Genomic DNA, 13,607 nt, shown 5'->3' with positions numbered 1-13,607 from the left:
TATTCTTATATGTGAAATTAATAGCGATAGCGCCGCCCTGAATCAAGGGCTATCCGCCGAGTGTCTTGCTTAAAGTTTTGGCTGTAGCCTTCAGGCGCACCAGGGCGTCATCGAGGGTAATGCCGTCCTCGATGTGAATCCACGGCATGGTCAGGGCGGCGACAACCCCCACGTCGTTGATCACGGGGCAGGAGATATCGGTGATGCCGTCGATATAGCTGGAGGGCGCGGAGAAATGGCCCTGGGCCAGGGCCTTTTCCGCCTGGGCCTCAAAGGTGGCCCATTCGTCCGGCGAGAGGCCTGGCTTGAGCAGGGCGCGCCACTGCTCGCGGATCTTCGGTTTCTGGAAGGCATAGATCAGCAGGCCGGAGGTCGAATGGGCCAGCGGCCGCTGGTAGCCGACGCGCACCGAAAAGCCGACATCGCCGGGCGCCTCGATGCGGGCGATGACCACCATGCGGTCGTCCGAGGCGATGGCGAGGTGACAGGCCTGGCGGGTCTGGTCGCTCAAGGTCTGCATCAGCGGCAGGGCACTGGCCAGCAGGTTCTGGCTGGGACCACGCGAAATGCCGAGCGAAAACAGCTTGTTGGTGAGCTCAAATCCTTCGCCGCTGGCCGACATCCCGACATAGCCGCGGATTTCCAGCACCTGCACCATGCGGAACAGTTCGCTGACCGACCGGTCCAGCCGCGCCGATATCTGCGACAGGGTCATAGGTGACTTGGCGGTGGCCAGGAGCTCCAGGACATCGAGACCTTTTTCCAGCGCCGGGGCGCGGTATTTGCTGGTGGCTTTATCGGACATTATATGACCTTACAGTTTGTAGAATCGGCGGGCTGTTTCGCCCATAACCGCATTCTGTGCGGTTTCCGGTTTGCCGTCCAGCCAGCGCAATGTCCAGTCATGCCAGTGGCGGTAGCTGTCTTTCAGCAGCACGACCGGCCAGTCCGAGCCCCACATCAGGCGATCGGCCCCAAAGACGGCCAGCAGATGTTCGGCGCAAGGCGTCAGAACGTCTTCAGCCTGTCCGTCCGCCATCTCGGTCAGCAGGCCGGAGAGCTTGCAACTGACGGTGCCGTGCAGAGCGACCTTGGCCATTTCCTCGCGCCACCGCTTCATACCGTCCGGATCGCCGAGCGGCGGCTTAGCGCCATGGTCTATGACGATGCGCAGGTCCGTATACCGGCGCGCCAGTTGGCCGATAAAGGGCAGGTGCCGAGTATAGACAAGCGCATCGAAGGTCAGGCCGTGCGCGATGATAGCTTCCAGCGCCGGCTGGACATCGTCGCGCAGGATCCAGTCCTCCTGAGCCAGGCCCTGAAGCATGGGCCGCAGCCCCTTCAGTTTCGGTTGCTGTGCCAGCCGGGCGATGCGCTGCGGGGCGTCCGGCGCGGCGAGATCGGCCCAGCCGACCACGCCTTTGATCAGCGGCGTGGTGGCCGCGACCGCCAGCATCCAGTCGGTGTCGGCATCGGCGGGTTGTGACTGCACCAGAACGGTGCCGGTGATATCCAGCCCCTCGCAGGCGGTTGCCAGATCATCGGGGACGAAATCGCGGTGGATTACGCTCAGATCCGGCGTCGGCCATTCGTGACCGTTTTGGCCGATCCGCCACAGGTGCTGGTGGGAGTCGATAGTCATCAATGGCTCTTGGTCATGTCGACCTTTGCCGATTTCGAGCCGAGACCGTAGAGCGCGATCACCACGAAACAGAGCAGCGGCACGAAGATGGCCGTTTTGATGTGGCTCATGTCCGAGACCTTGCCCATGACGGCAGTCAGCGCCGCCCCACCGATAATGCTCATGACCAGGAACGAGGCGCCGGTCTTGGTCAGTGGCCCCAGGCCGCGTACCGAGGTGGCGAAAATGGTTGGGAACATGATCGACATGAACAGCGAGCAGCCAACCATGGCGTAGAGGCCGTACTGGCCGCCGGCTGTGGCGGCATAGCCGGTCAGGGCGATATTGATGACCGCGAAGACGCCCAGCAGTTTGGTAGCCGGCACGAAACGCAGCAGGCCGGTGCCGATGAAACGGCCGATGGCAAAAAGGATCAGGGCGGCGATGACATAGCTGGCGGCCGCCTTGTCGGTGATTCCGATTTCCGACTGGGCATAGCGGATGGTATAGCTCCAGACGCCGACCTGAGCGCCGACATAGAAGAACTGCGCCACCACGCCCATCAGGAAATGCTTGTGCTTCAAAAGGCCGCCGAGCGCTTGTCCGGTGGTGAGTTTCGCCTCGTCGGCATCATGCGTGTTGACGGTGGCAGCCCTTGGGAATTTGGTGAAAATGACGAGAACGGCCCACAGCAGGATAACGGCGCCGATGATCAGGTAAGGCGTCTGCACCGCCTTGGCCTCGCGCACGAAATCGGCCGCGTCCAGCTTTTCGATGCCGGAGAGAATGAAGGTCTGGCCGATCCACAGCCCAACCAGTGAACCCAGCGGATTGAACGCCTGGGCCAGGTTGAGCCGGAAGGCGGCGTGTTTTTCATCGCCCAGTATGGTCATTAGCGGATTGGCCGAGGTTTCCAGGAAGGCCAGGCCAGACGCGATGACGAACAGGGCGGCGAGGAACCAGTTGTATTGGCGGATTTCGGCTGCCGGGTAGAACAGCAGAGCGCCGAGCGCGAACAGGCAGAGGCCGGTAATGACCACGGCCTTGTAACCGAATTTGCGCATGAAGAAGCCGGCGGGCAGGGCCAGCAGGAAATAGCCCATGTAAAAGGCCGACTGCACGAGTCCCGACTGGAAGTCGGTCAGGGTGAAGGTCTTCTTGAACTGCGGGATCAGGATGTCGTTGAGATTGTTGGCCATGCCCCAGAAGAAGAACAGGGCCGTGATGAGTATGATCGGCCAAATGGCCGCGAAACCTTTGGGTGATTTGGTCTCTGAAGTATCTGGTGTCGAATCCATGCAGCGATGTCCCTGTATTTTCAGCCTTGCGGGCCCTTTATGGCTTCATTTAACATCACATATGAATCGGAACGTCAAATATGAAATTTCGTGAGGGGTTTGCGCTCCGAATAAAACTTCAATATAAACTCAGACAAAATTGGAAACGCTGATGACTACCTCATCTCAAAAGCTTGTCTATGCCCTCGATCTGAAAGACGATCCGGCGCTGATCGAGCGCTATAAACAATGGCACGCGCCCGGCCAGGTACCGGTCGCCATCAATGACTCGATCCGAAAGGCCCGCATCGAGGCGCTGGAAATCTATCTGGTCGGCAACCGGATGTTCATGATCCTGACGCCCGGTCCGGACTTCGACCCCGTTGCCAAGGCGGCGGCCGATGCGGCAAGCGAAGAGGTGCAAGCATGGGAAACCCTGATGTGGGACTTCCAGCAAGCCCTGCCTTTCGCCGCGCCTGGTGAGAAGTGGCTGCCGATGGAACGGATTTATTCGCTCGCCGAGCAGAATTAATTATACTACAATTTACAAACGAACGCGGCCACGCTAAAGGACGCCGCAAAGAGTACTCAAGGAAACGCGACGATGGGACTGTTTGGCAAGAAACCTTTGAAGATCGGCCTGATCGGGCTTGGCAAGATTGCCGTCGATCAGCACATCCCGTCGATCCGTGGTAATAAAAACCTGGAACTGGTGGCCGGCTGTTCGCCGCACGCGCGCCCGGAAGGCGTCAATGCCTATCCCGACATGGACGCCATGCTGAAGGCGCATCCGGAAATCGAAGCGATTGCCATCTGCACCCCGCCGCAGATCCGCCATAAAATCGCCAAGGCGGTCATCGCCACCGGCCGTCACGTCTTCCTCGAAAAGCCGCCCGCCGCCACGCTGGGTGAAGCCGAAGCCATCAAAACCCTGGCCGCCGCCAAGGGCGTGTCCCTGCTGGCTTCATGGCACTCGCGTTTCGCCCCGGCCGTGGAAACGACCCGCAAGTGGGTGTCCGAGCGTCCGATCAAAAGCATCACCATCCACTGGAAGGAAAATGTCCGCCAGTGGCACCCCGGCCAGAAATGGATTTTCGAGGCCGGCGGCATGGGCGTCTTCGATCCCGGCATCAATTCGCTGTCCATCCTGACGCGCATCCTCAGGGATTCGGTGATGGTGAAGAAGGCCGACCTGCATATTCCGGTCAATTGCGATGCGCCGATCCAGGTCGAGATGGACATGCAGACCGAGGCCGGTTTCCCGATCCGCGCCGAATATGACTTCCTGCAGGCCGGCATCCAGACCTGGAGCATCTACGTCGAATCGGTGGCCGGTGAAAAGCTGACCCTCTCGATGGGCGGCACCGAGCTGGAAGTCGACGGCAAGACCCTGATGAAGGAAAAGGAAGCCGAATATTCCGGACTCTATGCCCACTTCTACAACCTGATCCAGAAAAAGGAATCGGACGCCGACTTCTCGCCGCTGCGTATCGTGGCCGATGCCATGCTGCTCGGTAAGCGCATCGCGGCGCCTGAGTATATTGAGTAGTCAGTTTGTGACAGGCGTGCCGATAATCCGGCGCGCCACCAGTATATAAAGAATCAGCAGCACCAGTGGTGCCGGCGGCAGATGCAGGTTCAGCGCCAGTGAGCGCGCGAACAGCGGCAGGACGAACACCACCAGCGCCAGGGTCTTTTCCCATGGCCGGAAGCCGCCTTTCAGGCCATTCACGACCAGCCAGCCGAGTGGAATGGCGCTGAGCAGCAGGTCGTAATCGAGCATGAAGGGCGATATCAGCAGGGTGGCCGAGACCATCAGCGCGCTTAGCGCAAAGGCATCCGGCTTGCAGCGCCAGGCGATCAAACCGGCGGAAACGATCACGCCCAGCGCCAGCACAGCTTGCGCGCCATAGGCCAGCCAGAGCGGCAGGTTCCATACCCGCAGCGCGGCGAACAGGCTCTGCATCCGGCCAGGCGAGACCAGCCCGGTTTCCAGCGTGCGGCGCGCCAGTTCGCTGTTGTGCCAGAAATTGAGATAGCCCTCCGTACCCACCAGACCCCAGGCCGCCAGGCTTAAGCCCGCCGCGCCCACCGCCGCGCCGGCGAAGGTCTTCCACCGTCCGGACGCCGCCAGAACGAACGGCAGGGTCAGGCCCAGTTGCGGCTTGATGACCAGCAGGCCGAGGATCAGCCCGGCGACGAACGGCCGCCGATCGAGCCACAGGCAACCGCCGAGAAACAGCGCCGTAGTCAGGGCGGCGTTCTGGCCGTTGCCGATATTGATCCACAAGGCCGGGAAGGCCAGCAACGGGATCAGGCCGATTGCCAGTGTCGCCTGCTGTTTCAGCCAGTGCCGGGCCAGCGCCACCGCCGCACCGGTGGTGCCGGCCAGCCACAGGCACAGTGACACGCCATAAGGCAGAACCGCCAGCGGTGCGCAGACCAGCAGGTAGGCCGGCGGATAAAAAAAAGCCCAGAATCCGAGTTGCCGCCCGAAGATCGCATCCTGCGCCGCCTGATGGGCATACGGATCCCACGCTTGCGCCGCATGGCCGGTCAGGGCCAGTTTTGAGGCCGCGTAGAAGCTCATGAAGTCGGTGCCGAGCGGTTTGCCAGTGGGATCGAGGCCGCCGTGCGACAGGCCGATCCAGACGGCGAAGCCAATGACCTGCGCCGCGAACAGGATCAGGGTGTAGGCCCTGACACGCTGCCGGTCCAGCCAGCCGGCATCCCTGACAAAGGCGGGTAAGCGGCTGGCCATCAGGCGGCGCAAGCGGATGCGGCCGGCAGGGCGGCCGGCACGGTTTCAGCGGTCCTGATGCGCCGGATAACAAACGCGAAGACGATCAGCAGGAGCAAAGGCGCCATCGGCAGGTGCGCCACCAGGGCCAGTTTACGCGCGGCGAGCGGAAACAGAAATACCAGCAAAAGGCACAGCTTCTCCCAGTTGCGAAAGCCATCCTTCGCGCCGGTCAGCACCAGCCAGCCGAGCGGCAGGGCGGTGACCAGCAGGTCGTAATCGAGCAGGAAGGGCGTGGCCAGCACGGTCGCCGAAATGGTCAGGGCGCCGAGCGCCAGACCCGTGGGGCGATACCGGAAGGCGGTCCAGCCGGCCAGGCCCAGCATGGTAAGGGACAGCACCCCCTGCGCGACATAGGCGGTGGTCATGGAGGCGCCCAGCATCCGCAGACCGGCATAGAGGCTCTGCATCAGGGCGGGATCGACAAGCCCCTGATTGAGCACCTCGCGGGCATAGGCGCTGTTGGCGAAAAAGGCCGCATAGCCCGCTGTTCCCACGGCCAGCCAGGCCACGCCGCACACGGCCAGCGCACTGAAGCCGGTGGCGAAGAATGTCCGCCAGCGTTTCGGTTCCGCCAGCGCCGCGCCGCCGAGCACGAACGGCAGGGCCAGGCTGAGTTGCGGCTTGATGACCATCAGGCCGAGAATCAGTCCCGCCACAATCGGGCGGCGGTCCATCATCAGGAAGCCGCCGGTCAGGATGGCCAGGGTCACGGCGCCATTCTGACCGCAGCCGATATTGATCCACAGGGCCGGGAAGGCCAGAATCGCCACCAGCGGCATGGGGCCTTCCGGGCGCACACGGCGAAAGAAGGCGCGCAGCAGGCCCAGCGCCAGGGCGGCCGTGCCGGTCATCCAGCCAAGCGCCGCCCAGCCATAGGGCAGGAGCGCCAGCGGCCAGCACAGCAGCAGATAGGCCGGCGGATAGAAGAAGGTGAGGTAGTCATGCGGCCCGCGGAAAAGGCTGTCTTCGGCAAGGGCATGGGCGGCGAGGTTCCAGGCATCGGCCGGATGACCGGACAGGGCCAGTTTTGAAGCGGCATAGAAGCTGGTGAAGTCCCCGCCCAGCGGGTCCGGGCCGGGGGCAAGGACGGCGAAGCGCAGCCAGAACCACAGGGCCATGAGGAGGAAGGCGACCAGGCCCATCAGGCTGTAGACGCGCCCGCGTTCGCCATTCAGCCAGTCGGCGCGGCGGAGCGCATCTGGGAAGCGGGCAGCAGGCATGAAAAAGGCTCCGAACGTCTGATGTCCGGAGCCTAATTGGAAAGCTTTGATTTAACGTTACCCAGTGAACACGACGGTAGGTGGTGCGACTAGGAAGAAACCGTGCTTATGTTTAATCGAAAATACCGCCGTCGTCTTTTGGTGCCGTTACTACACGATGGAAGGAGACGAGATTATCCTCCGCACCGTTGACTAGGCGCTTATAAACTTTTGCCGGCGGGAAAACCTAATCATCTTCTGCCAACTGCAAGCCTAAAGCATGAAACTCCTCATTTATATTCCAGCTTCCGCCCATTTTGCGACGGATTACCTCACCAAGATAGCCACCTAAAAGTTTGCTCATACTATCAAGTTGGGCGTCTGAAGGTCTTGGTTTGAAAAACTTGCTCAGAAAACTTTTCGGAAAGCTTTTGTGTAGTTGGGCAGCAATAGCTTCTAATTCATCAAGGCTTTCCGGTGAGAAATCCAGGACCTTACCGTAAGTGTCACGAGCATAATCAACCGCATCAGCGGCGTAGGCTTCCATTGCATCGTTCCAAGTAGGCTTAGCTAAGTCAGCCATACTTGCTTACTTCTCGCTGTCGTCGAATTCGGCTTCCTGCGCATTGGTGCGGGAGACGCGGGCGACGCGCAAAGAGTTGGTCGAGCCCGACTTGCCGAATGGCATCCCGGCGACGATGACAATATCCTGGCCCGGCTCGGCAATGCCTTCGGAGCGCGCCAGCTTTGAAGCGACGGCGACGGTCTCGGTCATCGAGTGCGTGATCGGCGTCAGGATCGGATGCACGCCCCAGGTCAGGGCCAGGCGGCGGGCAGTCTCGACATTCGGCGTCAGGCCCATGATCGGGGCGGTCGGGCGTTCGCGGGCGACGCGCAGGGCGGAACTGGAGGAATTCGTCATGGCGGCGATGGCCACGGCGTCGATGGTCTGGGCCACCTGGCGTGCGGCCGCCGCGATAGCGCCATTGGTCGTCTTTTCCGGTTCCGGGCGGCGGCGGTCGGTCAGGTTACGCCAGCCGTCATCGGTTTCAACGCGGGCGACGATGCGGTCCATGATGGTGACGGCCTCGACCGGGAACTGGCCGGCGGCGGTTTCAGCCGACAGCATGACGGCGTCGGCGCCATCAAACACGGCGGTGGCGACATCGGAGGCTTCGGCGCGGGTCGGGGTTGGGGCCGAGATCATCGATTCCAGCATCTGCGTGGCCACGATGACCGGCTTGCCCGCGGCGCGGGACGCCTGGACGATGCGCTTCTGGGCCAGCGGCACCTCTTCCGGCGGCAGTTCGACACCGAGATCGCCGCGCGCCACCATGATGGCGTCGGACAGGCGCACGATTTCATCGAGATTGTCGAGGGCCTGCGGCTTTTCCAGCTTGGAGAGCACCCAGGCGCGTCCCTGGATGATTTCCTTCGCCTCAAGCACGTCTTCCGGGCGCTGCACGAACGACAGGCCGATATACTCGACGCCACGCGACAGGGCAAAGGCCATGTCCTCGCGGTCCTTCTTCGTCAGGGCGGGGATGGGCAGGACGACATCCGGCACATTGACGCCCTTGCGGTCAGACAGGCGGCCGCCATTGACGACGATGGTTTCCAGGTGATCTTCGCGCACATGGGTGACGCGCAGTTTCAGCTTGCCGTCATCGAGCAGCAGGTGCGAACCGATCTGGGCAGCGGCGATGATTTCGGGGTGGGGCAGGTTGGCTCGGCGCGAATCACCCGGTGTCGGGTTGAGGTCGAGACGGAAATTCTGGCCGTTGGTCAGCACCACGGCGCCGCCCATGAAGCGGCCGACGCGCAGCTTCGGGCCCTGGACGTCAGCCAGGATGCCGATCGGATGCTTTGACTTGGCTTCCAGTTCGCGGATCAGATCGATATTGCGGCCGTGGTCTTCGTGGCTGCCGTGCGAAAAGTTGAGCCGGAAAACATCGGCGCCGGCCTGGAAAAGCTGCGCCAGCATTTCGGCATTGGAACTCGCAGGCCCCAGGGTGGCGACGATCTTGGTTTTACGGCGGCGAAGGATTTTCAATTCTGATCTCACGGATTTAAAAGACAATCCTGGAAGCCTTTTCGGCGGATTGCCGGGCACTGCGCGAATAGCGTTTTTCGCGTGCGACAAAGCCTTTATTCTCCCGCCGGGTCAAGTTTAATTTTATGCTGCGCCGCAAGGCGTGACAGCGCTGTCTAAATTTATTTTCCTGTTGAAAAATTGTCATATTTAAACGGCGGCAAGGCTTGTTTTCTCCCCGGCTATCGTTTTTTCCTTTTACGACAAGGCAGATTGCTCGCCGGCGAGGCGCGGCCACTTGTCAGACAATTATTTTGAATATACCTCTAACGCCGGGTTGGAGATGGAATTGCTGCACTGCGCAACGTTTTTCATTTGCCAACACCGCAAAAACACGTTTTTTGCAATTTGATTTATTTAACCGGTGAAGGCAGCTTGCGCGCACTTCACCCATAACAGTGCAACAGGCAGGTCATATGTCCGATTCTTCATCCGCAGCGCCAAAATCGGGAGGCGGTGGCCTCTTACTGGCGGTTATCTACGTCACGTGTCTCTTCTTTATCTGGGCCTTCGTCACCAACCTCATCGACCCGCTCGTCAAGAGCATGAAGGTCATCTACACGCTCACCGACTTTGAAACCCAGCTCAACCAGTTCGCCTTCTTTATCGCCTATGGCATCATGTCGATTCCCTCGGCGGCCTATCTGGCCAAGAACGGCTACGCCAAGTCGATCGTGCTCGGCCTCGTCGGGATCGTCGCCGGCTGCCTGATCGCTTATTCGACCGCTTTCTCGCACAACTTCATCACCGTCCTGCTCGGCCTGTTCGTCGCCGCTTCGGGCATCACCCTGTTGCAGGTCGCGGCCAATCCGCTGATCGCTTCGATGGGCGATCCGAAGGGCTCGCACTTCCGCCTCAACCTGTCGCAGGCGTTCAACTCGATGGGCGCCTTCCTGGGCGGCATCTTCGGCGCCAAATATCTGCTCAAAGGTGACCTGTTCATTCCGGACGCCACGATCACCCAGGCGATGAAGGATACCGGCCTCAGCTTCGTCACCAACGTCTACCTGTTGCTCGCCGTCGTCTTCGCCGTTTTCACCCTGGCCGTCTTCCTGGTGCGCAACACCATCACGCACCATGCCCCGAAAATGGCCGAACACGCCGAATCGCCGTTCTCGGCCCTGAAGTCCAAATGGGCCAATCTCGGTTCGCTCGGCATCTTCCTCTATGTCGGCGCCGAGGTCTGCGTCATTTCCGGCATGATCTTCTTCCTGGAGCAAAAGCAGATCCTCAACGTGCCATCGCAGGTCGCCGGTTTCGTCGGCCCGGTCTTCATGCTGTTTGCCATGTTCGGCCGTTTCGGCGGCTCGGTCCTGTTGCGCAAGTTCAAGGCCACGTCCATGCTGGCTTTTGTGGCCACCTGCGCGTCGATCCTCTGCCTGATCGTCATCGCCACCTATTCGATGCCGGCCACCCCGCTCGGCGGCACCATTGGCCTGCCAAGTGACAACGGCGTCTTCAACGCGCCGCTGACCACCGGCTTCATTCCGGGCTGCGCGGCCATCCTGATCGGCCTGTTCAACTCGATCATGTTCCCGACCATCTTCACCATCACGCTCGAACGCTCGACGGCCCCGGCCTCGGCCACCTCCGGCCTGATGTGCATGGCCATCTGCGGCGGCGGGTTCATCTCGATCCTGTACGGCTTCACGGTTGACCAGCTTGTGGCGCATTTCCCGATCGGCGCGCGTTCGCTCGCCTTCGGCGTGCCGCTGATCTGCTACCTCTACGTCCTGTGGTTCTCGCAGGCCGCGAAGAAGGCCCATGTCCACGTCATCGAAGAAGGCGTGAGCGTCGGCCACTAAATACCGAGGTCGGAAATAAAGCCCCTGAAAATGCCTGCCCGGCGTTTTCAGGGGTTTGCTTTTTGTATTAAATAAAATAAAAATAAGAAAAAACGGGGACGAGACAAAAGACATGTTGCATATCGGCGTTGATTTCGGCGGAACGAAAATCGAGGCGGCGGCCCTGTCGCCCTCTGGTGAGTTCCTGGCCCGGCACCGGGAGCCGAACCCCGGCACTTATGACGCCGCTCTGACACTGGTGCGTGATCTGATCGCCCGCGTCGAATCCGAAGCCCGCGCCAAACAACCCGGCCTCGGGGGCAAGACCATCGGCATTGGTTCGCCCGGTTCGGCCTCACCGCGTCACGGCCTGATGCGCAATTCCAATTCCACCTATCTCAATGGCCGGCCTTTCAAGACCGATCTTGAAGCCGTACTGGGCCAGCCGATCCGCCTGGCCAATGACGCCAACTGCCTGGCCCTCAGCGAGGCCAAGGATGGCGCCGGCGCAGGTGAGGCGAATGTCTTCGCCGTCATCATCGGCACCGGCTGCGGCGGCGGCGTGGTGGTGAATGGCCATCTGGTCGAGGGCGCCAACGGTCTTGCCGGCGAATGGGGCCATATTCCGCTGCCCTGGCCCCTGCCTGAGGAAAATCCCGGCCCGAAATGCTGGTGCGGCCTGCATGGCTGCCTGGAAACCTGGATTTCCGGCTCCGGTTTCGCGCGTGATTTCCATACCGTGACCGGCCGCTCGCTCAAAGGCGAAGAGATCATCGCCGCCATGCGCGCCGGTGATGCCGAGGCCGAAGCCTGTTTCGACCGCTGGGTGCGCCGCCTGGCGCAGGCCCTGGCCGTCGTGGTCAATATTCTCGACCCGGACGTGTTTGTCTTTGGCGGCGGCATGTCGAATGTGCCCGAAATGTACGACCGCCTGGCGTCGCGCATCGAGCCGCTGGTCTTCACCGATCGTTGGGAATCCAAATTCGTGCCCGCCAGATGGGGCGATTCCTCCGGCGTGCGCGGTGCGGCCTATCTCTGGGCGCAAGGTCATTAAGGTGAAGGCGGGGCTGGCGGGGCTGTGTCTGCTGGCGGCGCTCACCGCCTTACCCGCTTTTGCTCAACAGCCGTTACGCGGTCCCGATGGCCGCTACCGCATGATCCTGCCGGGAAAAACTTCTGCGAAACCGGTTCAGCCGGTGCCACCGCCGCCTGTCATAAGTTCTGCGCCGCCCGAAAGCGGCCTTGTGGCGCCCAGGATCGAAGTACCAAAGATCGAAGCACCGGCGCCGATACCGGCTGGTCCGCAGCCCGATGTCATCGTGCCCGTCACTGGCGGGCAGATCGGCGGCGAAGCCTGGACCGACGGCACTTTCGCCTTCAAGGCCGTCCCCTTTGCCGCGCCGCCCGTTGGCTCCTTGCGCTGGACCCCGCCGCAGGACGTGGCGGCCTGGCAAGGCGTGCGGTTCAGCAAAGCCAGTGCGCCGGGATGCCTTCAGGCCGATTATGGCTGGCAGACCAAAATCTCCCAGGCCAGTTCGGAAGACTGCCTCTATCTCGAAATCCGCACGCCGTCGCTGAGCCGTGAGGCGAAAAAGCCGGTCATGGTCTTCTTCCATGGAGGGGCCAACCGCGCCGGGGCGGGCGAGGGGACCATTTCTTCGGATCTTGGCAAGCGCGATGTGGTGCTGGTCACCCTGCAATATCGCCTGGGCGTCTTTGGTTTCCTGTCTCATCCAGCCCTGACCGCCGAGCAGGGTGGCGCATCGGGCAACTACGCCCTGATGGACCAGATCAAGGCTCTGCAATGGGTACGCGATAATATCGCCCGTTTCGGCGGTGATCCGGATAATGTGACGATCTTCGGCCACAGCGCCGGCGGGCAGGATGTCGGGCTGATGCTGGCCTCGCCGCTGGCGCGCGGCTTGTTCAATAAGGCGATCGAGGAAAGCGGCACGCCGCAGTTCGGCTTCGCGCCGCGGACGCTTTCGCAGAACGAGGCCCTCGGCATAAGGTTGGCTGAGCAGTTCAGCCATGATCCCGCCGATAGCGCCAGGGCCCTGGCCGATCTGCGCCGGGCGCCAGCTCTGGCACTGCAACAGGCGGGTGACAAGCTTGAGCCACCGATGGAGGATGCCGGCTTTATCTGGGACCAGGCGACGATAGATGGTCATGTGCTGCCGAAATCACCGGCGGAGGTTTTCAGGGCCGGCGAGGGGGCGAAGGTACCGCTGATCATCGGGGTTTCGGCGCGAGAGCTGAGGCTGGCGGATGTCAGCGCCTCGCTCTATGGCGCCATCGCCACGCGCTTTGGCGACAATCGCGGCAAGGCCCTGCGCTTTTACAAGCTCGATGTCGATAAGACGCCGAAAGCCGATCCGGTGCTGGGAGAGGTGCCGCTGCAATTATCGACCGACCTGATGCTGCGGTGTCCGGCCGACTGGATGGCCCGGCAGGTCACCGCCAATGGCCAGCCGGCCTGGCTCTATCAGCTTGATATTGACGCCGACCCGAAAGTCGATGTCCATCATGGGTCTGAACTGAGTTTCGTCTTCAATGACCGTCCGGAAGGCGTGAAAAAAGACCGCTGGCCGGCTTTGATGGATTACTGGGTGCAATTTGCCAAAACGGGTAATCCCAGTGGCAAGAAGCTCGATGAGTGGAAGCCCTATGGCCGCAAGGGGCGTTATATCGAATTTAGCCGCAAAGGCAGCCGGACCGACGATGGTATGCGGACGGATATCTGTGCGCTGCTGGATCGGCCCTGATCTCTTATCCTCCCCTGCGAAGCGGGGGGAGGTGTCGAGCAAGCGCAGCGCGTCGAGACGGAGGGG

General features: G+C 61.5%; 12 protein-coding genes. 5 read left to right on the top strand and 7 right to left on the bottom strand.

All coding sequences use genetic code 11. The features are described from left to right. Positions 1 to 49: 49 nt before the first annotated feature. Genes BLO49_RS15555 through fucP form a run of 3 tightly spaced genes read right to left on the bottom strand, consistent with a single transcriptional unit; the run spans position 50 to position 2,919 of the window. Positions 50 to 805 (bottom strand): IclR family transcriptional regulator, encoded by a 756-nt coding sequence (locus tag BLO49_RS15555; RefSeq protein ID WP_090650276.1) that lies wholly within the window; start codon positions 803 to 805, stop codon positions 50 to 52. A gap of 9 nt (positions 806 to 814) precedes the next feature. Next, positions 815 to 1,642: an amidohydrolase family protein gene (locus tag BLO49_RS15550; protein WP_090650274.1), complete on the bottom strand. Its 828-nt coding sequence runs from the start codon at positions 1,640 to 1,642 to the stop codon at positions 815 to 817. Further along, positions 1,642 to 2,919 carry an L-fucose:H+ symporter permease gene (gene fucP, locus BLO49_RS15545; protein ID WP_090650272.1) on the bottom strand — a complete coding sequence of 426 codons (1,278 nt, stop codon included), beginning with the start codon at positions 2,917 to 2,919 and terminating at the stop codon, positions 1,642 to 1,644. Before fucP ends, BLO49_RS15550 begins: the two co-directional genes overlap by 1 nt. A 151-nt stretch (positions 2,920 to 3,070) precedes the next feature. Between fucP and BLO49_RS15540 the strand changes: the two genes are divergently transcribed. Continuing rightward, complete coding sequence (locus tag BLO49_RS15540; RefSeq protein ID WP_090650397.1) at positions 3,071 to 3,430, top strand: L-rhamnose mutarotase; 360 nt, start codon at positions 3,071 to 3,073, stop codon at positions 3,428 to 3,430. Between the two features lie 72 nt (positions 3,431 to 3,502). Further along, positions 3,503 to 4,447 carry a Gfo/Idh/MocA family protein gene (locus BLO49_RS15535; RefSeq protein WP_090650271.1) on the top strand — a complete coding sequence of 315 codons (945 nt, stop codon included), beginning with the start codon at positions 3,503 to 3,505 and terminating at the stop codon, positions 4,445 to 4,447. Here the strand turns inward: BLO49_RS15535 and BLO49_RS15530 are convergent, their stop codons facing one another. The 4 genes from BLO49_RS15530 to pyk form a co-directional block, all read right to left on the bottom strand. Next, positions 4,448 to 5,659 (bottom strand): glycosyltransferase family 87 protein, encoded by a 1,212-nt coding sequence (locus BLO49_RS15530; RefSeq protein WP_139159713.1) that lies wholly within the window; start codon positions 5,657 to 5,659, stop codon positions 4,448 to 4,450. Beyond that, positions 5,659 to 6,921 carry a glycosyltransferase family 87 protein gene (locus BLO49_RS15525; protein ID WP_090650267.1) on the bottom strand — a complete coding sequence of 421 codons (1,263 nt, stop codon included), beginning with the start codon at positions 6,919 to 6,921 and terminating at the stop codon, positions 5,659 to 5,661. Before BLO49_RS15525 ends, BLO49_RS15530 begins: the two co-directional genes overlap by 1 nt. Positions 6,922 to 7,147: 226 nt before the next feature. Further along, positions 7,148 to 7,483, bottom strand: coding sequence for a hypothetical protein (locus BLO49_RS15520; protein ID WP_090650265.1), 336 nt, complete (start codon positions 7,481 to 7,483; stop codon positions 7,148 to 7,150). A gap of 6 nt (positions 7,484 to 7,489) precedes the next feature. After that, the gene (pyk, locus tag BLO49_RS15515) at positions 7,490 to 8,953 is read right to left on the bottom strand and encodes a pyruvate kinase (protein ID WP_090650263.1); all 1,464 of its coding nucleotides are present in this window, start codon (positions 8,951 to 8,953) and stop codon (positions 7,490 to 7,492) included. Positions 8,954 to 9,408: 455 nt separating this feature from the next. Here pyk and BLO49_RS15510 point away from each other — a divergent pair, with 455 nt between their 5' ends. From BLO49_RS15510 to BLO49_RS15500, 3 genes are all read left to right on the top strand, one after another. Continuing rightward, positions 9,409 to 10,797: an MFS transporter gene (locus BLO49_RS15510; protein ID WP_090650262.1), complete on the top strand. Its 1,389-nt coding sequence runs from the start codon at positions 9,409 to 9,411 to the stop codon at positions 10,795 to 10,797. A gap of 112 nt (positions 10,798 to 10,909) precedes the next feature. After that, on the top strand, positions 10,910 to 11,830 hold the full coding sequence (locus BLO49_RS15505; protein WP_090650261.1) for an ROK family protein: 921 nt from the start codon (positions 10,910 to 10,912) through the stop codon (positions 11,828 to 11,830). Further along, positions 11,799 to 13,541 (top strand): carboxylesterase/lipase family protein, encoded by a 1,743-nt coding sequence (locus BLO49_RS15500; protein ID WP_245679063.1) that lies wholly within the window; start codon positions 11,799 to 11,801, stop codon positions 13,539 to 13,541. Before BLO49_RS15505 ends, BLO49_RS15500 begins: the two co-directional genes overlap by 32 nt. The last annotated feature ends 66 nt before the right edge of the window (positions 13,542 to 13,607 follow it).

The organism is Asticcacaulis taihuensis, from assembly GCF_900100255.1.
GTDB classification, from domain to species: domain Bacteria; phylum Pseudomonadota; class Alphaproteobacteria; order Caulobacterales; family Caulobacteraceae; genus Asticcacaulis; species Asticcacaulis taihuensis.
This window is presented reverse-complemented; position numbering and strand designations above follow the sequence as displayed.

Excerpts from the sequence above, each read along its gene's own strand:
- BLO49_RS15555 (WP_090650276.1), bottom strand. The coding sequence starts at position 805 with ATGTCCGATAAAGCCACCAGCAAATACCGCGCCCCGGCGCTGGAAAAA.
- BLO49_RS15550 (WP_090650274.1), bottom strand. The coding sequence starts at position 1,642 with ATGACTATCGACTCCCACCAGCACCTGTGGCGGATCGGCCAAAACGGT.
- fucP (WP_090650272.1), bottom strand. The coding sequence starts at position 2,919 with ATGGATTCGACACCAGATACTTCAGAGACCAAATCACCCAAAGGTTTC.
- BLO49_RS15540 (WP_090650397.1), top strand. The coding sequence starts at position 3,071 with ATGACTACCTCATCTCAAAAGCTTGTCTATGCCCTCGATCTGAAAGAC.
- BLO49_RS15535 (WP_090650271.1), top strand. The coding sequence starts at position 3,503 with ATGGGACTGTTTGGCAAGAAACCTTTGAAGATCGGCCTGATCGGGCTT.
- BLO49_RS15530 (WP_139159713.1), bottom strand. The coding sequence starts at position 5,659 with ATGGCCAGCCGCTTACCCGCCTTTGTCAGGGATGCCGGCTGGCTGGAC.
- BLO49_RS15525 (WP_090650267.1), bottom strand. The coding sequence starts at position 6,921 with ATGCCTGCTGCCCGCTTCCCAGATGCGCTCCGCCGCGCCGACTGGCTG.
- BLO49_RS15520 (WP_090650265.1), bottom strand. The coding sequence starts at position 7,483 with ATGGCTGACTTAGCTAAGCCTACTTGGAACGATGCAATGGAAGCCTAC.
- BLO49_RS15510 (WP_090650262.1), top strand. The coding sequence starts at position 9,409 with ATGTCCGATTCTTCATCCGCAGCGCCAAAATCGGGAGGCGGTGGCCTC.
- BLO49_RS15505 (WP_090650261.1), top strand. The coding sequence starts at position 10,910 with ATGTTGCATATCGGCGTTGATTTCGGCGGAACGAAAATCGAGGCGGCG.